Genomic DNA, 18882 nt, shown 5'->3' on the forward strand with positions numbered 1-18882 from the left:
ACCAGGCGGGGCGTGTGCCGTATGCTGGAAAGAGCGCCCACACACGTGGCGCCAAAGCGTTCAGAGGAGAAAAACGATGTCCTATATCACCGGAGCTATCTACCCGAGCTCGGACCGCCCTCAGCTGGGTGCCACCGAGGAAGAAACCCTCCGCGCCTACGCGGACGAGAACACCGCCGTAGCCCTCGGATACGCCAACCCCGACATCCACGAACTACACGCCCTGCAAAAAACCTTCAACCTGCACGAACTCGCCATCGAAGACGCCGGACGAGGCCACCAGCGCGCCAAACTAGAACGATACGGCGACTCCCTCTTCACCGTCATCCGCCCCGCCATCTACCTCGACAAAGAAGAAGAAGTGCGCCTCAGCGAACTGCACCTCTTCACCGGCCCCCGCTACACCCTCGCACTCGTTCGCGACGAACAGCGCATCAACGACAAGTTCAACCTGCTCTACGCCACCCCCGATGCATCCCCCGCCCGACTGCTGCACCGCATCCTCGACAGCACCGTCGACAGGTACGCCCCCGTGCTCGAGGGACTCGAGAACGACAACGACGAGATTGAAGACATCCTGTTCTCCGCGCACGACCGCCAAGACGCCAACTCCCTGGCGCAGCGCATATACGAGCTACTCAACCAGGTGATTGACTTTCAGCGAGCCTGCCGACCCCTCGAACCGATGATGGGTCGCATCATTGAAGGCCTACGCACCGGCGCGCTCGACCCGTCCCCCTACCCGGGCGCGAGCCGAGGCGAAGTCGAAGACGAGGCCGTGGAACTTGCCCGCCAGTTCCGTAATGTGCTCGACCATGTGGTCCACACGAAGGAACGTTTGGAGGACCTCCGCACCTCCCTCGAAAACGCCCTGCGCGTGCACGACACCCTGCTCGGTCAGCAGCAGAACGACGACACCAAGAAAATCTCCGCCTACGCGGCGCTACTCATGGTGCCCACCATCGTTGGCTCCGTGTACGGCATGAACTTTGAGGTCATGCCCGAGCTCAAGTGGGAGTTCGGCTACCCGGCGGCCCTGCTGCTGATGCTGGTCTCCTGTCTGCTCCTCTACTGGTTCTTCAAGAAGAATAAGTGGCTCTAACAGTCCACAAAACGGCACTGGCTAGGCCTTTAAACGCGTATGCCGCGCAGGGCATACACACATGCCTTACGCGGCGCGGTCGTACTGGGCACGCATTGCGCGGCGGCAATCACGACGCTCACGCTTGAACTTCTTACACACAGCCTCCGAATCGGCAAACATGTAGAAGTCCTCCGGCTCAGCCGACAGACCCAAAGTCGACAGCTCAACCAGCGACAGCATCGCGTAGAACATCTCGCGGCGCAGCTCAAAATTGCAGGCACCCGGAGCGGACTCCACCGCAAACACGCCGCCGGTGCACTCCAGCGCGCGCATCGCCCAGTGCTGAGTCCACAGGTCACCATTGACCGGGCTCACGCCCAGACGAGTCAACGCCAAGCCGGTACCCTGCACACGCTCAAAGCGCAGGCACATCTCCAGGTCCTTCTCCAGGGGGAACACGAACAGCAGAGCGTTCTGTGCCGCCGCACGCAGCTCAGTCAAGTTCGCCTCGTAACCGGAAGCACCCTGAGTCAGGTGACGCATCACGCGGCCCATCGTCGAAGAGGCCGGCGCGGTGCGGAAGCACGAACCGTCAGCTACCAGCTGCTCCAGAACGCCGCGGAGCTCCTCCACGTTGAAACGCTCCATACGGACGATGGTGCCCGCCTGCATCAGCAGGTTGAACTCTGCATCACGGCACAGCTGCTCATCGGCGGTGCAGGAAATCTCTGCGTTTGCGTACTGGCTCTCGTGAGTGGTGTTGTCCATGACCGTTCCTTCCGTAGATGCTGAATCAACCTAGCGGCAACACCGCAGGAGACGGTGTGCCCGGTCGGAAGGATCGTCCCTTCCAACACCTACACTCTATGAGCGACCCCTGACACGATAAGCAGTTTTTAATCTACCCCGGGGTAAAACTGGGAAAATTCTGAAAAATTCTGAAACCACCCGTGAAACCTAGCGAAACCCCGTGAAACAGAGAAAACCGGGTGCCCCCAGTTGGGAACACCCGGTCACTCATACGGAATAAGACGGCGCAACTAGCGCTGACGGTGCAGCAACCACAGCATGTACACGCCACCCAACGCGCCCGTCACCAGACCCACCGGAATCTGGAACGGCGCCAACGCACGAGCCGACACAAAATCAGCCAGCACCAAAATCACCGAACCCAGCAGCGCCGAATGCCACATCGCCATACCCGGAGTGTTCCACAGGCGGCGCGCAATCTGCGGGGCAACCAGCGCCAAGAAACCAATTGGGCCCGCAACAGAAATCGCCACAGCCACCAGGAGCACGGCAGCCGCCACCAGCAGGTTCACGGTCCTCTTCACCGGCAGGCCCAAACCCGCCGCCAAATCGTCGCCGAGCTCCAAGACGCGCAGGCGATGCGTCAGCATCAGCACCAGCGGAATCGCCACCAGCAGCAGCACCGCCTGCACCGACACCTGATTCCACGACAGCGCATTTAGCGAACCGTGTTGCCAGGTCTTCGCCGCCTCCGCCTTCTCCAAATCACCGCGTGTGATTAGGTAATCGTTCACGGAACTGAGCATCGCACTCACCGCAATACCAATCAGCACCATCTTCTGACCCATCGTCGCGCCACCGCGCGCACCCGCCAGAAGCATCACCACGGCCGCCGTCGCAAAACCGCCAATAATAGCGCCCATGCCCATACCCACGCCGGTAGAACTCAACGACCCAATCAGCACCACAGACAGGGCACCGGTCGCCGAACCCACCGTGAAACCGATAATATCCGGCGAACCCAGAGCATTACGCGAAACTGACTGAAAAATAGCGCCCGACAAGCCCAAAGCCGCACCCACCACCACTGCGGCAAGCATACGCGGCAGACGCTGATTCAACACCAGCTGACGCTCAATCTCCGTGCCCTCACCCTGAAAAATCAGGCGAAACACCTGATCCGGGCTCATCTGATAACTACCAAACACCAGTGAGGCGACCGCCACCACCACAAGCACCGCCACCACCAGCAGGGTACGCGGAATAGGGGTGCGGTAACGCCCCGGGATACGCACAGACCCGGCAACAGCAGACCCGGCTACAGAACGAGACACAACGCTCACAATAAAACCTCTCAGAAACCGGGGCCTACAAACCAGATACGCCAGTCGAACCAGACGAACCACGCGCAACAGGGCGCTGAGCACGATGCGGACCGTGCTCCGACACGTGAGCCGGACCCGACTCATCGTGCGCCTGCGCCTTCGAACCCATGCGGCCCTTCTTCGCACCGCGCGCACCGGTGCTCAAACGCAGCACCAGAACCATCAGCACCGGGGCACCAATAAAGGCGGTCACAATACCCACCTCAAGCTCACTGGGCATGACCAGAACGCGACCCAAAATATCGGAGGCAAGTACCAACACCGGGCCGTACACCAACGACAGCGGCAGCACGCGCGCAATATCGGAACCCACCAGCAGACGCACCACATGCGGCACGACCAGACCCACAAAACCAATCGGGCCCGCAACCGCAGTCGCTGCACCGCACAGCGCCATAATCGCAATAATCGTCGCGCCACGCACCATCGTCACCGGCACGCCCAAGCCGGCTGCCGCATCCTCACCGAGTGCCAGGGCACGCAGAGGACCGATCAGCATAAACGACAGCACCAAACCCAACGCAACAAAGGGCAGCGCAGACAGCACCTGCTCAAAGGTGCGGTTCTCCAGCGAACCCACCACCCAGAAACGGTGCGAATCAAAAGCCTTCGAATTAAACATCGTGATAATGCCGGTAATCGTGCCCAGGCAAGCGTTCACCGCCACACCCGTCAGCACCAGACGCGCCGTCGAATCCAGGTTCGGCTTAGAATCCACCAGACCCATGACGAACACCAGCGCCGCCGCTAGACCCGAACCCAGTAGAGCCAGCCAGAGCTGAACGAACGGGGACGACACCCCAAAAACGCCCACACCCACCACCACGGAGGCGGCAGCACCCGAGTTCACACCCAGCAGGCCCGGCTCAGCCAGCGGGTTACGGCTCAACGCCTGCATGAGCACACCCGACACCGCCAACGCGGCACCGACCAGTAGCGCCGCGGCGGTACGCGGGGCACGCTTCGCCCAAATCAGCTTCGACTCGATAGTGTTCGCCTCCGGGTGGAGGAAACCGTCAATGGAGCGATCCAGGGGGAACATGCGCGAACCCACCGCAAACGACAGGGCGCAAAGCAGCACCAGCAGAACGCCGCCAATAATGAGCGCAACCGCCAGACGCGAGATAGACTTGCCGCCCTGACCGCCCGAGGAGGCGCCAGATACGGCGTCCGAAGAAGCGGAGAGGGCACGAATTTTCGCCAGGGAGGCAGCGCTGACGGTGGAGCCTTCGCTGACGGCGGGTCCGGAAGGGGTGGTGGTCTGTGGGGTCATATGCCTTGGAGGTGGTGGGGGAGCGGTGCGCTCCCGTGCGGACGGAGGATGCTTAACGTATCAATAGATGAGTATTAAGTATCGCATATGCATATATGAGGTTATCCTAATAAAATGGCAAATATGACGAATAAGATCACCCGCCGCTCCTTCGGCGCACTCGCACTCGGTTCCTTCGGTGCCCTCGCCCTGGCGGCATGCGGCTCCTCCAACACTTCCGGCTCTTCCTCCGCGTCTGCTTCTGCGACCGGTAAGAAGGTGGCACCCTCCGCCCTGCCCTCCGGCATGGGCACCACCACCGTTGACGGCGAATTCCCCCGCACCGTCAAGCACTTCCGCGGTGAAACCACCATCAAATCCGCACCCTCCAAGGTCGTGATTCTCTCCACCGGTCAGCTCGACGGCGTGCTCTCCCTGGGCATCGTACCCGTCGGCGCGGCAACTGCCGGTGACGCCGACCTGGTCCCCACCTACCTGAAGACCAAGTTCTCCGATAAGTCCGCAGAGCTCGACAAGATTGCCAAGGTCGGCAAGCGCACCGACCCGGACGTTGAGGCCATCGCAAACCTCAAGCCCGACCTGATCCTCATCAACAACACCAACAAGAAGGACGAGCTGTACGAGTCCCTCGCCAAGATCGCGCCGACCGTGGTCACCGAGGGTACCGGCATTAACTGGAAGCAGGACTTCCTGCTGATTGCCGCCGCGCTGGGTACCACCGAGAAGGCTGAGAAGCTTATGGAGGAGTACACCACCAAGGCGAAGTCGGTCGGTCAGAAGGCCGGCACCGAGAAGACCTTCTCCTTCCTGTACGCTTCCGCTGACCGCACCCGCATCTTCGCGAAGTCCTCGTTCGTGGGCTCCATCTGCCAGGATGCGTCCCTGGCACGCCCCGCAGCTGCGCAGGTTGAGAAGACTTCCATCGACCTGAGCTCCGAGCAGCTTGACCAGGCTGACGGCGATTACCTGTTCTACGGTGTGCAGGGCGGTGACGAGTCTAAGCTGACCGGTGAGGCGCTGTGGAGCACCCTCAAGGCTGTTACCGAGAAGCGCGCGCACAGCGTGGATTCTGATATGTTCTTCCTGAACGCTGGCCCGGCTGCCGCGCTTGGCGTTCTGGAGACCATCGAGAAGGCGCTCTAAAGGCTCTAGCCTCTCGTAGAGATTCGTAGAGATTCGTAGAGATTCGCCGGGAAGCCCCGCGTTCTTACCTCTCATGCCCGCGCATGAGGGTGAGGAGGCGGGGCTTTCTGCACGCTTGGCACCTGCTTTCCCACCTGATTGCTGCCGCCGGATGCACTCGTGACCGGAATTGGCGCGCGCCCGCCCGAAATAGGGTCTAATGGGGGTAGAAGGCGCAGCGGTACCGTTGCCCGCGCCTGACACACTGAAACCTTACACACCGATTAATTCACCGACGAAACGAGCACACAATGCCGAAGAACAAGCCCTCCGAAGAGACCCTGGCACAGGCACGCCGCGTCATCGACGCACTCAACGAACGTGGCGCCCGCAAGCAGGCGATCCGCCTGAAGGTAACCCGCCCCGACGCCCCGCTGCCGCAGACCGCATCCAAGTTTGGTGGCCGACCGTACCTGCCTGCCGGGGAGTCTGCGCCGACCAATGAGAAGGGTGAGCCGCTGGGCATGATTGCGCAGATTAACTGCGCCGACCTGCCCGAGAATGACATTTACCCGGCGACCGGTATGTTGCAGTTCTGGATTAACCCGAACGATGAAGAGTGCTTGTGGGGCTTTGACTACGAGAACCCTCTCTCGCAGAAGAATCACCGCGTTGTCTACTACGAGACGTTGGGTGAGCCGAACCCGGATGCCCCGTTCCCCAACGTTGACTGGGACGAGGGCGGTTGGCCCATCGGTGGTTTCGACTGTGAGAGCGGCCCGCTCGAAATTGAGTACGGCATGACCTTTGAGGTGCGTGAGCAGGGTGTGACCGCCTCCGGCTACGACTACTACGACGTTTTTGGTGCGAAGTGGGATGAAACCTACCCGGATGAGTTGCTTCCCGAAGCGCACGAGAACCCGTATAAGAACCAGCCTCGCCGCGAAGCTCTCTACGAGTTGACGGAGCCTTTCGAATCGGAGGAAGAGTACTCCCACGTGGGCGGATACCCGTTCTTCGTGCAGAATGACCCGCGTGACGAGTTCAAGGAGCTGCGCGGCCACACGGTGAACCTGCTGACTATCGTCTCCGAATCGGAGAACGAGGAGAACGAAGACGAGGAGATTGAGATCATGTGGGGTGATGCCGGTGCGGCGAACTGGCTGATTACTCCGGAGGCGCTTGCCGCCCGCGACTTCTCGCAGGTCGTCTTTGAATGGGCTTGCGGCTAAACGTGGTTTTGGCTGAATAGTCGAAGGGGGAGGGAAATAGAGAATAACCGCTCTATTTCCCTCCCCTTTTTTGTGTACCTTTTATCGGGCACGTCTAAGCAGCGCGATACTTACGGTTCTTACTACGCGGCGGAGCCGTAGGAACAATCAGCTTCGCCTCCACAAGATGGCGCAAATCATTCGTAATGGAGGTACGTGAAGCGCCCCGACCCCAATGCTCTTGGATATATGTCGTGGAAACAGCCTCGCCCTGTGCACGCAGGCCACGCACAATACCAGCCTGGCGTTCGCTGAGGCCGTCAAGCGACGCATCGGCGCCTGCCGGTTCGACGGTGTCGGCTGAATGTTTGCCCGTGGAATGGGTTGCTTGCTGAGTCTTATCCTCAGGCGCGGTCTTCTGTTCCGTAGAAGACGCACCCTGCGGGGGCTGCATCAGAGTGACCTGCACATAGAGTAGACGGTCAGCAAACTGGGGAGCGGGCAGACCCGCCTCCTTCAGTGCGCGTAGAACCGTGGGAATACCGGAAGCCCTATTCTCTGCAATCAAACGCCCCGTACCCGGGTCGGGCAGATCAGTCAGAATGCTTGCCAAGTAGCTGTTGCGGGTTGAAGAAACACCGGGCTGACCGAAATCTCGGATAGTCACAGCACCGTAGATACCGCCCGGGCTACGCACCACCAGGCGGTTGGTGTAGAGCTCAACCTGCACCTGCGAGCCGCGCGCACCCGGCGAGTAGTCGCGGTGCATGAGGGCGTTAACCAAGAGCTCGCGGATAGCCTCCAGCGGATACTCGTAGCGCTCAACCCGCCCGATACCGCTACTGTTGAGGCCCTCCATCGTGGACGTTTTGCGCATATTGCGAACCAAAACGCCCATAGCTTCATCCAACATGGAGGGGATAGGCCCGGTACAGCTGTGATTGTCCAGAAAACGTCGACCGTCCTCAGTGACCTCACCAAGCTCTTCACCGGGAAGAACAACAACGCTCATCATCAGCTGCGGGAAGAACGCCTGCGGGTAGGATCCCATGGCGAGAAGCGCCCCAAGAGTGGGCACTTCTCGGCCCTCAGAATCGATGCGTAGAATGCGTGCCTGCAGAAGAACCTCACGGTCAGAAAGCGCCGCAAAAACGCGAGGTTGCTCCTCGCGCAGGCGAGCGACATAGGCACTCACAAGGGTGGGAGAGAGGTCCTTGAAGCTTGCCTCGCTGACCAGCTCCTCGTCGTAGCGGGGCTGACTGCGGTTCTCTAGGAAGCGGTCAATCTCGTACTTGGTGAGGCGAATATCGGCCTCGCCGACGCGCTGGTAGGAGCCGTTATACATGCCGTGTGCTTCGATGTAGTAGGGCTTCTGCGTCGGGTCGCCGGGGAGCACATCGATGCGCACGATACGGTGCTGCTCGTCTGTCGCCTCAATCTGAATATCTACCGGGGGTCGAGGCGTGATCTTGGAACGGATTGCCTCAACGGATGCGTCGTGGACTGCCTGTGCGTTGAAACCTTCAACTGGCTGTAGACCTTCTGCCGGGTCGGTGAGGCCAAGAAGAATGGTGCCACCGTCTCCATTGGCGAAGGCACTAACGGTTTCAAGAACGGACTTGGGGAACCCGCCAGCTGCAGCTTTGACTTCTACTCGCCCGTTTTCAGCCTGGCTACGGCGTAGGTTTTCGATGAGTTCGGTGGTGTTTGTTTCCATGCATGCTCCCGATGGCTACTTCTTGGTGAACGTCATAGCAACGTCATAACAGCATCATAACAATTTCTGCGATGATGTTGTTATGATCCTGCGATGATGTTGATATGATTCGCTGTCTTCATCATTCTTAGAATCTTAAAAACCCCGAAATTGCAGGCTAAAACTGGGCATTCCTGTCGGTCTCATTGACCGCGCATCATATCAGCCGTCATAACAACTTCTGTTATGACGGCTGATATGATGCCCCGCCTCACCGAAAACAGCCCGTCATAATCCGCAACAAACGACACATAGGTACCCGTACTTGGTGCACCCCCGCGCCGGTGGCACAGTATAAAGTCGAGCCACTATCGACTCCCCGCACACAGGCGGGCAGATACACAGGAGCAAACCAATGGCTGAACATACTTTCGGCTTCCGCACCCGCGCACTACACGCGGGCGGCACCCCCGACGCCGAGCACGGATCCCGCGCGGTCCCCATCTACCAGACCACCTCCTTCGTCTTCAAAGACGCTGACGACGCCGCGAACCTCTTCTCTCTGCAGAAGTACGGCAACATCTACTCGCGCCTGTCCAACCCGACCGTAGCCGCGCTGGAGGAGCGCATCGCCTCCCTCGAAGGCGGTATCGGTGCGGTAGCGACCGCCTCCGGCATGGCTGCCGAGTTCATCACCTTCGCGGCTCTGTGCCAGCAGGGTGACCACATTGTTGCTTCTTCCCAGCTGTACGGCGGCACCGTCACCCAGCTGGACGTGTCCCTGCGCCGCTTCGGCATTGAGACCACCTTCGTGCCCGGCACCGACCCCGCCGACTACAAGGCGGCACTGACCGAGAACACCAAGGCAATCTACACCGAGATCGTGGCGAACCCCTCCGGTGAGGTTGCCGACCTGGAAGGCCTCGCAGAGGTCGCCCACGAGGCGGGCATCCCCCTGGTCGTGGACGCAACCCTGTCCACCCCCTACCTGATCCGCCCCATCGAGCACGGCGCGGACATCGTCATTCACTCGGTCACCAAGTTCCTGGGCGGTCACGGCACCACCCTCGGCGGTATCGTCGTCGAGTCCGGTCGTTTCAACTGGGGTAACGGCAACTTCCCGTCCATGACCGAGCCGGTTCCCTCCTACAATGGCGTGTCCTGGTGGGGTAACTTCGGTGAGTTCGGTTTCCTGACTAAGCTGCGTTCTGAGCAGCTGCGTGACTTCGGTCCGTCGCTGAGCCCGCAGTCCGCGTTCAACCTGCTGCAGGGTGTTGAGACCCTGCCGCAGCGTATGGATGCGCACCTGGCGAACGCTAAGCAGGTTGTCTCCTGGCTGGTTGAGGATCAGCGTATCGCCTACGTGAACTACGCCGGCCTGGAAGACCACCCGCACCACGAGCGTGCGAAGAAGCTTCTGCCGCTGGGTGTCGGTTCCGTGTTCTCCTTCGGTGTGAAGGGCACCGAGAAGGCGTCCGGCCGTCTGGTCGGTGGCGAGTTCATTGGCGCCCTGCAGCTGGCAAGCCACCTGGCAAACATTGGTGACTCCCGCACTCTCGTGCTGCACCCGGGTTCGACCACGCACCAGCAGCTGTCGCGTGAGCAGCTTGAGGCTGCCGGCGTGGGTGAGGACCTGATTCGCATTTCGGTGGGCCTGGAAGACGTTGAAGACATCATTTGGGACCTGGACCAGGCGCTGACCTACGCGACCGGTCTGAACCACGCCGGTGAGCGTGTGGGTGAGTCCAGCGCAGACAAGGTTGTGGAGGCTGAGGAGGCGGTTGCCGCCGCTAAGGCCGCCGAGGACGCTGCCGCCGCTGAGGCTGCTGCTGGCGCATCCTGCTCCCTGCCTACTACCACTCAGGAGGAGAAGTAATGACTGAGAAGCGTACCTGGGTGGGTCCTTCCGCCCCTGAGCGTCTGAACATTCTGCGTAATACCCGCACGATCGCGATTGTGGGTATGAGCGATAAGATTTCGCGTGCCTCGTACTTTGTGGCAACGTATCTGCAGTCGGCGTCGCCGTACAAGCTGTATTTTGTGAACCCGATTCTGGCGGCGAAGGGCAAGCTTGTGCTGGGTCAGCCGGTGTACCCGGCGCTGCAGGACCTGCCGGAGGTCCCGGATCTGGTGGAGATTTTCCGCCGTAACGAGGACCTGCCGGGCGTGGTTCAGGAGGCTGTGGATCTGGGCGCGAAGACCGTGTGGATGCAGCTGGGCTCCTGGAGTGAGGAGGCTGCCGCGATTGGTGAGGCTGCTGGCCTGAACGTGGTGATGGATAAGTGCGTGAAGATTGAGCATGCGCGTTTCCACGGTGGCCTGCACCTGGCTGGTTTCAACACGGGCGTGATTTCTTCGAAGCGTCAGGTGCTGTCGAAGTAAGCAGCCTGTGCTGTGTAAGCCGCTGCGGCTTGTAATTACAAAAAATCAGGCGCTCGTTAGCGTTTGAATGGAAGGGGCGTACCCGGGGTGATTCCCGGGTACGCCCCTCCTTCTTTGATGCTGACGCAGTGATATAAGCAACCATAAGATGACCAGGGAAAACGCCCAGATTCCTTGAGAGCGTGTAGCTCCAATGTTATTGTTGTAGTAACAGTCCCCCCTCCGCCTCTGATTCAAGCGCATCTCGAGGGGGTCCTTTTTTATGTTCGGTTCTACGGCGAACCGAAGTACGGCAGAGTACATGGGAGTAAACCATAAGCACTTTGAGGGTCGTCTTAGGTCTCTGACTACTCTGAGAAACCGTGTAGCTCATGGTTCTCGTCTCTGGATGATGCCGACGACTGATACCTCTGCAAAGCCCAAAATTCCGGCGTGTTTGGGCGAGATTGAGAGCGCAGCATCGCCCCTAGTGGAGGGAAGTTCAGCTTTAAGGTAAACCTACCCTTATGTTCTGGGGTGCTGAGCCGGTATCCTAGTGTGGAGCCCGGCGGCCGGTACTCAGCACACACGCGTACCGACCGCCGGGTCTTTTCACGCGCGAAATATGACGAAATATATGTCTAAAATGTCGAAATATAACGCTATTTTTCGGTCATAAAAAGTCACTCGGTCACAGAAAAGAAAAAACTAGTCAGCCACTAAAAAGAGCCATAAGCTAGCAATATATTTATCCCCCGCATTTTATGCCCAACCTTAGCCGAGGACAGCATGACCGGATTTACGACGAAGGCAATTCACACTACGGACCGCGACAACCCGTACGGCTCCATCCTGCCTCCGATCTACACGACCACCACCTACGCCCAGCCCTGTGACGGCACCGAAGGTCCCTACGACTACCAGCGCGGCGGCAACCCCACCCGCGCGGCCCTCGAAACCACGCTCGCAACCCTCGAAGGCGCCAAGCACGCCTTCGCCTACCCCTCCGGAATGGGCGCCACCGCTGCCGCCCTCGGCATCCTCAAGGAAGGCGAGACCCTGCTGCTGGGAATGCCCTCCTACGGCGGCACCTACCGCTTCGCGACCATCGAGCTGCCCGCCCGCGGCGTCAAGACCCGCTTCATCGGCGACTTCACGGCCCTCACCGACGAGGACTTCGCCGACAACGTGACCATGGTGTTCCTGGAGAGCCCCTCCAACCCGCTACTGCGCGTGAGTGACATCGCCGCCATCGCCGAAATCGCGCACCGCAACGGCGCAATCGTGGTCGTCGACAACACCTTCATGACCCCGCTGCTGCAGAAGCCCCTCGACCTGGGCGCAGACATCAGCGTGCAGTCCGCCACCAAGTACCTGGGCGGTCACGCCGACCTACTCGGAGGCGTCGCCGCAACCAACGATGACGCGCTCGCCGAGCGCCTCTGGCACCTGCAGATGATTACCGGCGCAATGCTTTCGCCCACCGACTCCTACCGCCTGCTGCAGGAGGTCAAGACCCTCAAGCTGCGCCTGACTCAGCAGCAGAAGAACACCATCGAGGTCATCAACTACCTGGAGGCGCACCCCGCCGTGAAGCGCGTGCTCTACGCGGGTTCGCACAGCGAGTATGAGGCGCAGGTGCACGCCCGCCAGGCGAACGGCCTGGGCGCGCTCATCTCCATGGAGCTGGTGGACGGCGCAGACCTGCCCGCCTTCCTCGAAGCCCTGAAGATTTTCACCCACGCGGTGAGCCTGGGCGGTATCGAGTCGCTGGTGGTTCGTCCCGCGCTCATGGTGCAGGCCGCCTACACGCAGGCGCACCGCGACGAATACGGCGTGAGCGACAACCTCATCCGCCTGGCCATTGGCATCGAGGAGATTGAGGACATTATCGAGGATTTGGAGCGCGGCCTGACCGCGGCCCTGGCGCATCAGGCATAGTCCCTGAACATGAGGCACCGCACGACCGTATCGCGTGATTCGAGGTGCCCCAAATACGCGGTGTAATGTCACCCATAATAATTACTCAAAATACCCGGATTAACGTATTTCTTTCAACGTAAAAGAATGTTTTTAATGCGGGTATTTTGTGTACCCTCACCGCATTTTTATATGACGTTGCGTGAACATATTAACCCCCGTGAAGTTTAGCTAGAACGGCATAAAAAATGCGGGTAGGGTAAATCTCAGATACACGACGACACACACAGCTACACCCGCGTTCGGGGTAGCCCGAACAGAGGAGAACCACCATGAGCCAACAGAACCAGCTCGAACCGACCGGTTTCACGACCCGCACCATCCACGCCGTGCACGATGCCCGCTACGATGCGTCCGTGCCGCCGGTCTACCTGGCTAGCACCTTCGGTACCGCAGGTGAGGACACCACCTACATGTACCAGCGCGGCGCGAACCCCACCCGCGATAACCTGCAGGCGACCCTCGCCGCGCTCGAAGGGGCTGAGCACGCCTACGCGTACCCCTCCGGCATGGCGGCCACCGCGGCGGCCCTCGGCGTTCTGGAGGCGGGCGACACCCTGCTGCTGGGCATGCCGACCTACGGCGGCACCTACCGCTTCGCGACCACCGAGCTGACTAAACGTGCTGTGAAGACCCGCTTTATCAGCGACTTCACGGCCCTGAGCGATGAGGACTTCACCCCGGACGTGAAGGTCGTCTTCCTTGAGACCCCCACGAACCCTACCTTGCAGGTCACCGATATTGACGCGGTTGCGGAGCTGGCGCACCGCCACGGCGCCCTGCTGATCGTGGACAATACCTTCATGACGCCTTACCTGCAACGTCCCCTGGAACTCGGTGCTGACATCACCGTGCAATCTGCCACCAAGTTCCTGGCCGGCCACGCCGACCTGCTCGCCGGTGTCGCGGCCACGAACGACCCTGACCTGGCCGTTCTGCTGCACCGCGGTCAGCTCGTCAGCGGCGCGCTGCTGCCCCCGATTGACTCCTACCGTCTGCTGCAGGACGTGAAGACCCTGGCCCTGCGCCTGGAACGCCAGCAGCAGAACGCCCGCGAGCTCATCGAGTTCCTCTCTGAGCGTCCCGAGGTCGAGAAGATTTTCTACGCCGGCAGCTCCTCCGAGGAACAGGCGGAGGTGCAGTCCCGCCAGGCCCGCGGCATCGGCTCCGTCTTTTCGCTGCTGCTCAAGGACGGCGGCGACGCGCAGGCCTTCGCCCGCTCCCTGCCCATCTTCGTGAACGCCGTGAGCCTGGGTGGCATCGAATCGCTCGTGAGCCTGCCCGCGCACACCACGCACGGCGCATACGCCCAGGAGCACCGCGACGAGTTCGGCGTGGATGACCGCCTCGTGCGCCTGGCAATCGGCATTGAGGATGTTCAGGACCTCATCGCGGCCCTGGAGATTGGTCTGAAGGCCGCCTTCGCCGGCTAGGTTCGTGCCGCCGGTTCATACCGCTGGCGAACGTCGCCGATCCATACCGCAGATTTCAACTTTCACACCACACATCAACGTAGATTAAGGAACCAAGAATGACCGTTCTCAACACCTCCGCCGTGCTGAACCGACGCTCCCTGCTACTGGGCGCGGCCCTCGCCGGAACCACCGGCCTGCTCGCCGCCTGCTCCGGCGGTAACGGCTCCAGCGCAGGCTCCGCACAGAGCTCCTCCAACCTGCTGGAGTCCATCAAGTCCGCGGGCAAAATCCGCATCGGCGTGGAGGGTACCTACCGCCCCTACACCTACCACGACGCCTCCGGTAAGCTCGCCGGCTTTGAGTACGACATCGCCGAGACCCTCGCCAAGGACCTGGGCGTGACCGCCGAGTACATCGAAACCCCCTGGGACTCGCTTATCGCCGGCGTGGACGCGGGCCGCTACGACATCGTACTCAATAACGTGGCACCCACCGAGGAACGTAAGAAGAAGTACGATTTCTCCGTGCCCTACGCGCACTCCCGTGCCCGCGTGGGCGTGAAGAAGGACTCGAGCCTGAAGAACGCTTCCGAGATTTCCGGCCACAGCGCCGCCCAGAGCGCGACCAGCAATTACCGCAAGCTCGTGGAGGAACGCGGCGCCACCATCATCGAAGTCACCGGCTTCGACGAGGCCATCGAGCAGGTGCTCACCGGCCGCGCCGAGCTGACCGCCAACGACTCCGTGTCCTTCGCCGAGTACTTCAAGGAGCACCCGGACGCCAACCTGCGCCTGCTGGAGGGTGAGGTCGGCCCCGGCACCAACGTCGCCGTTCTGCTGCCCAAGAACCAGACCGCGCTGAAGGATGCGATTGACGCCTCCATCAAGAAGCACCTGGGCAACGGCGACTTCAAAGCAATTTTCGAGAAGCATGTGAGCGAGGACTTGAGCCCCGCCTCCTAAGCTTTCGTGAAAGGCTCGGAAGGGGTTCGCCTTCTAGGACTTCCGGCACTGCGTCGTGGTTGATGTCTCAGCCGCTTTTCCCGTATTGATGAGAGAATATGACGGAATGTTACGTTGAATTCTTTCCCATCGGGAATAGCTGTACGATAGCCAGCGTTGTACCCGCAGAGTAAGGGGCACACCGCATGATGCCCCGGGTTATCGCAAGGTGACAACCCGCACCTACAAGAGCATCGACTACGACGCAAAGGAAGAAACATGTCCGCAATGATTAACCGCCGCACAGTCCTCGCAGGCACCGCCTTCACCGGCCTGGCTGCACTGCTCGCAGCGTGCGGTTCGTCCAGCAGCAGCACCGCATCCAGCACCAACAAGCTGGAGGCTATCAAGTCTGCCGGCAAGATCCGTGTGGGCTTGGAGGGCACCTACCGCCCCTTCTCCTTCCACGACTCGAACGGCGCCCTGGTCGGTTTCGAGAAGGAAATCATCGACCTGGTCGCTAAGGACCTGGGCGTGACTGCAGAGTTCACCGAAACCCCCTGGGATTCGCTGATCGCCGGCGTGGACGCTGACCGCTACGACATCGTCATCAACAACGTTTCTGCAACCGACGAGCGTAAGCAGAAGTACGACTTCTCCGTACCCTACCTGTACTCCGAGCCGAAGGTCGCCGTGAAGAAGGATTCTTCCCTGCAGAACGTGAGCGAGATTTCCGGTCACTCCTCGGCGCAGTCTGAGACCTCGAACTTCCGCAAGATGGTGGAGGCGAAGGGCGCCTCGATCGTGGTTGTTTCCGGTTTCGACGAGGCTATCGAGCAGGTCCTCTCGGGCCGTGCAGAGATGACCGCGAACGACTCCGTGTCCTTCGCCGAGTACTTGAAGGAGCACCCGGACGCTAACCTGCGCCTGCTCTCCGGTGACCTGGGCACCGGCAGCAACTCCTCCATCCTGCTGCCTAAGGGCCAGGATGCTCTGCGTAACGCTATCGACGAGTCGCTGAAGAAGCACCTGGGCAACGGTGACATCAAGGCGATTTACGAGAAGTACGTGGGCGAAGACCTCTCCCCGAAGAACTAACACTCTCATAAGGAGCTGAGTTCCGCGCATGGAACGCTACCTCAACCTCTGGGCAGAATCACTGCCGCAGCTGCTGGGCTCGACCCTGGCAGTGACCATTCCGCTATCGCTCATCTCCTTCGCGCTGGCGCTGCTGGTGGGCATCATCTCCGCCGGCGCGCGCACGAGCCGCTTCGCCCCGGTGAACTGGCTGGCCTGGCTGTATATCTGGGTTTTCCGCGGCACCCCGCTGCTGGTGCAGCTGTTCATCGTCTTTTACGGCCTGCCGAAGGTCGGTATTGCCCTGGACGTGTGGAGTGCCGCGATCATCACGATGAGCCTGCACACCGGCGCGTACGTGGCGGAGACGTTCCGTTCCGCGGTGGCGGCTATTCCGCGCGGCCAGTTTGAGGCGGCGGCAACCCTGAACTTCACCCGCATGCAGACCCTGCGCCACGTGGTCATTCCGCAGGCGGTGCGTATTGCTCTGCCGAACCTGGGCAACAACTTTATCGACCTGATTAAGGGCACTTCGCTGGTGTCGGTTATTTCGATGGTTGACCTGTTCCAGACCGGTAAGCAGATCGCGTCGCGTACTTTCGAGCCGCTGGCAATGTACTCCGAGGTCGCCATCATTTACCTGGTGATTTTCACTCTGCTGACCGCCGCGCAGTCGGCCCTGGAGAAGTACAGTAACCGTTACGTAAGGAGCAACAATGCTTAGCGTTGATTCCCTGTCGAAGAGCTTTGGCGACACGCAGGTGCTCAAGAACATCAGCCTGGACATCCCCGACGGTGAGACCACGGTGATTCTGGGCCCGTCTGGTAGCGGCAAGTCGACTCTGTTGCGTTGCCTGAACCTGCTGGAAACCCCGCAGTCCGGCACGCTCACCATTGACGACGCGCAGGTGGACTACAGTCAGAAGCTCACCGACGCGCAGGTGCGTGATATTCGTTCCCGTTCGGCGATGGTGTTCCAGCAGTTTAACCTGTTCCCGAACTACACGGCGTTGAAGAACGTGGCGCTCGCCCCGACCCTCAACGGCACCCTGAATGCTCAGCAGGCGCAGGAGCGTGCCCGTGAGCTGCTGGCTAAGGTGGGTCTTGCCGACAAGGTTGATTCCTACCCGGACGCTCTCTCTGGTGGCCAGCAGCAGCGTGTGGCGATTGCCCGCGCCTTGGCGTTGGAACCCTCCTACCTGCTCTTTGATGAGCCGACGAGTGCGCTGGATCCCGAGCTGGAGGCGGAGGTGATCCGCGTGCTGATGCAGCTGGCGAAGGAGGGGCGCTCCCTGGTCATCGTGACGCACAATATGGCGTTTGCGAAGAAGGTTGCGGATCGTATCGTGTTCCTGGAGAACGGTACCCTGCGCTATAACGGTGAGCCGACCGGTTTCTTTGCTTCGGATGATGAGCGTATCCGTAAGTTCTTGACGGTGTACGACAGCACCGAGTACACGATTTAGCCGTACTGCACATAGTAAATATGGGCTGGTTTCTGCCGGTCAGATAATCATCTGACGAGCGGAAACCATCCCATATTCTATATTCAGCATATATTGGTTTTTACTCTGAAAGACCCTTAGAGCGGCGGTACTCCTCCAGTTGCTCAGCATTAATCACCTCAAGCTGTTCAGTGAGCGGAGCACCAGGGGCCCAGCCCTCATTAGCAACGGCACGGTCCTCCTGCTTACCAAAAGTGAAGAGACGCGGGCGAGGCACACGCAGCTCAGCCGGGGTAGTCGGCAGCTGCCAATTCTTCATATGGGAGAGCACACCAAACACCAGGCACAGGAGAATAGACAGACCCATCGCCAGGTTCGGGCGGTGGAAGAAACCAGACACAATCGCCGTCTCGGTCGCACCCACAAACGCGACCGTCGCGTACAGCGAGTTACCGCCAAAAATCGCCGGAATGCGGTTGACCATAATGTCACGGATAACGCCGCCACCAACCGCGGTGGTCACACCCAGTGCAATAGCGGGCAGCCAGTGCAGGCCCAAGTTCAGGGACTTAATGGTGCCGGTTGCCGCCCACGCACCCATACCGATGAAGTCAATGATGAGCATGGTTCGGGTCGCCCAGCGGGCACTCAAGTCGATGCTGTACGCCAGAATCGAGGAGCCGATAGCACCCACCCAGTAGCCGCCGTCAGTGAGTGCCACGGGCAGTCCGGAGTTCAGTAGGATGTCACGGATCATACCGCCGCCCATGCCGCAGGCGACCGCGAGCAGCAGGAAGCCCACAATGTCGAATCGGAAGGCGCGCGCCACAGCACCGCCGAGCAGGCCGTTAGCGACAACGGCGGCAATGTCGACGATGCGGAATACCTGATCTGGGTCAAAGAGCTCGTGCATGGGCGTTCTCCTGCGTACGTGATGCGTGTGCCGGTAGGGGAAGTGCGCGCAACGGGGGGTCGGGTGACGACGTTATCACCGCATCCGGCTCTGTTTGCCTGTGCGCGTACCTGAATTGGCACCGATTTATTGTAGACCCGCCGCCGCCTCTGCTCCTAGTTGAAAGGTGCTCATGACGAGCTCTGAGACGTAACGGAGAAGCTTGTGGGCGCGCTAAAAGATGGGCGTA

At 60.4% G+C, this 18882-nt stretch carries 17 protein-coding genes; 12 read left to right on the forward strand and 5 right to left on the reverse strand.

Annotated elements, in window-relative coordinates; genetic code table 11:
- Nucleotides 1-76 precede the first annotated feature (76 nt).
- Nucleotides 77-1102: a magnesium and cobalt transport protein CorA gene (locus HMPREF2919_RS06630; RefSeq protein ID WP_012904285.1), complete on the forward strand. Its 1026-nt coding sequence runs from the start codon at nt 77-79 to the stop codon at nt 1100-1102.
- A 66-nt stretch (nt 1103-1168) separates the two neighbouring features.
- Here HMPREF2919_RS06630 and HMPREF2919_RS06635 read toward each other — a convergent pair whose 3' ends face one another.
- The 3 genes from HMPREF2919_RS06635 to HMPREF2919_RS06645 all read right to left on the reverse strand — a co-directional run bounded on the left by HMPREF2919_RS06635 (nt 1169) and on the right by HMPREF2919_RS06645 (nt 4492).
- Nucleotides 1169-1852 carry a hypothetical protein gene (locus HMPREF2919_RS06635; protein ID WP_049350446.1) on the reverse strand — a complete coding sequence of 228 codons (684 nt, stop codon included), beginning with the start codon at nt 1850-1852 and terminating at the stop codon, nt 1169-1171.
- 272 nt (nt 1853-2124) lie between these two features.
- Nucleotides 2125-3177 (reverse strand): FecCD family ABC transporter permease, encoded by a 1053-nt coding sequence (locus HMPREF2919_RS06640; protein ID WP_070666891.1) that lies wholly within the window; start codon nt 3175-3177, stop codon nt 2125-2127.
- A gap of 25 nt (nt 3178-3202) precedes the next feature.
- On the reverse strand, nt 3203-4492 hold the full coding sequence (locus HMPREF2919_RS06645; protein WP_070666893.1) for a FecCD family ABC transporter permease: 1290 nt from the start codon (nt 4490-4492) through the stop codon (nt 3203-3205).
- A gap of 123 nt (nt 4493-4615) precedes the next feature.
- On the opposite strand from HMPREF2919_RS06645, the gene HMPREF2919_RS06650 reads away from it, so the two are divergent.
- The gene (locus tag HMPREF2919_RS06650) at nt 4616-5635 is read left to right on the forward strand and encodes an ABC transporter substrate-binding protein (protein ID WP_070605202.1); all 1020 of its coding nucleotides are present in this window, start codon (nt 4616-4618) and stop codon (nt 5633-5635) included.
- 290 nt (nt 5636-5925) lie between these two features.
- Nucleotides 5926-6846: a YwqG family protein gene (locus tag HMPREF2919_RS06655; protein ID WP_070666895.1), complete on the forward strand. Its 921-nt coding sequence runs from the start codon at nt 5926-5928 to the stop codon at nt 6844-6846.
- A gap of 94 nt (nt 6847-6940) precedes the next feature.
- On the opposite strand, the gene HMPREF2919_RS06660 is transcribed toward HMPREF2919_RS06655, so the two are convergent.
- Nucleotides 6941-8542, reverse strand: coding sequence for an ATP-binding protein (locus tag HMPREF2919_RS06660; protein ID WP_070666897.1), 1602 nt, complete (start codon nt 8540-8542; stop codon nt 6941-6943).
- A gap of 394 nt (nt 8543-8936) precedes the next feature.
- On the opposite strand from HMPREF2919_RS06660, the gene HMPREF2919_RS06665 reads away from it, so the two are divergent.
- The 9 genes from HMPREF2919_RS06665 to HMPREF2919_RS06700 all read left to right on the forward strand — a co-directional run bounded on the left by HMPREF2919_RS06665 (nt 8937) and on the right by HMPREF2919_RS06700 (nt 17761).
- Nucleotides 8937-10397: an O-acetylhomoserine aminocarboxypropyltransferase/cysteine synthase family protein gene (locus HMPREF2919_RS06665; RefSeq protein WP_070666899.1), complete on the forward strand. Its 1461-nt coding sequence runs from the start codon at nt 8937-8939 to the stop codon at nt 10395-10397.
- Nucleotides 10397-10903, forward strand: a complete 507-nt coding sequence (locus HMPREF2919_RS06670; RefSeq protein ID WP_005507272.1) for a CoA-binding protein — start codon at nt 10397-10399, stop codon at nt 10901-10903. Before HMPREF2919_RS06665 ends, HMPREF2919_RS06670 begins: the two co-directional genes overlap by 1 nt.
- A 262-nt stretch (nt 10904-11165) precedes the next feature.
- A complete protein-coding gene (locus HMPREF2919_RS09370; protein ID WP_141754850.1) occupies nt 11166-11399 on the forward strand; it encodes an Abi family protein in 234 nt (77 codons plus the stop codon).
- A 272-nt stretch (nt 11400-11671) separates the two neighbouring features.
- Nucleotides 11672-12823, forward strand: a complete 1152-nt coding sequence (locus HMPREF2919_RS06675) for a trans-sulfuration enzyme family protein (RefSeq protein ID WP_049346545.1) — start codon at nt 11672-11674, stop codon at nt 12821-12823.
- Nucleotides 12824-13134: 311 nt separating this feature from the next.
- Entirely contained in the window at nt 13135-14295 is a 1161-nt protein-coding gene (locus tag HMPREF2919_RS06680; protein ID WP_070666901.1) for a trans-sulfuration enzyme family protein, read from the forward strand.
- Between the two features lie 98 nt (nt 14296-14393).
- The gene (locus HMPREF2919_RS06685; RefSeq protein WP_049346548.1) at nt 14394-15239 is read left to right on the forward strand and encodes a transporter substrate-binding domain-containing protein; all 846 of its coding nucleotides are present in this window, start codon (nt 14394-14396) and stop codon (nt 15237-15239) included.
- Between the two features lie 258 nt (nt 15240-15497).
- Nucleotides 15498-16316 (forward strand): transporter substrate-binding domain-containing protein, encoded by an 819-nt coding sequence (locus HMPREF2919_RS06690; protein WP_049346550.1) that lies wholly within the window; start codon nt 15498-15500, stop codon nt 16314-16316.
- Nucleotides 16317-16344: 28 nt separating this feature from the next.
- A complete protein-coding gene (locus tag HMPREF2919_RS06695) occupies nt 16345-17019 on the forward strand; it encodes an amino acid ABC transporter permease (protein ID WP_070541738.1) in 675 nt (224 codons plus the stop codon).
- Nucleotides 17012-17761, forward strand: coding sequence for an amino acid ABC transporter ATP-binding protein (locus HMPREF2919_RS06700; RefSeq protein WP_005507268.1), 750 nt, complete (start codon nt 17012-17014; stop codon nt 17759-17761). The genes HMPREF2919_RS06695 and HMPREF2919_RS06700 overlap by 8 nt, the downstream gene beginning before the upstream one ends.
- A gap of 100 nt (nt 17762-17861) precedes the next feature.
- On the opposite strand, the gene HMPREF2919_RS06705 is transcribed toward HMPREF2919_RS06700, so the two are convergent.
- Nucleotides 17862-18653, reverse strand: coding sequence for a trimeric intracellular cation channel family protein (locus tag HMPREF2919_RS06705; protein WP_070634573.1), 792 nt, complete (start codon nt 18651-18653; stop codon nt 17862-17864).
- Between the last annotated feature and the right edge of the window lie 229 nt (nt 18654-18882).

Origin of the sequence: Rothia sp. HMSC068E02 (genome assembly GCF_001813565.1) — a bacterium.
Taxonomy (GTDB): domain Bacteria; phylum Actinomycetota; class Actinomycetes; order Actinomycetales; family Micrococcaceae; genus Rothia.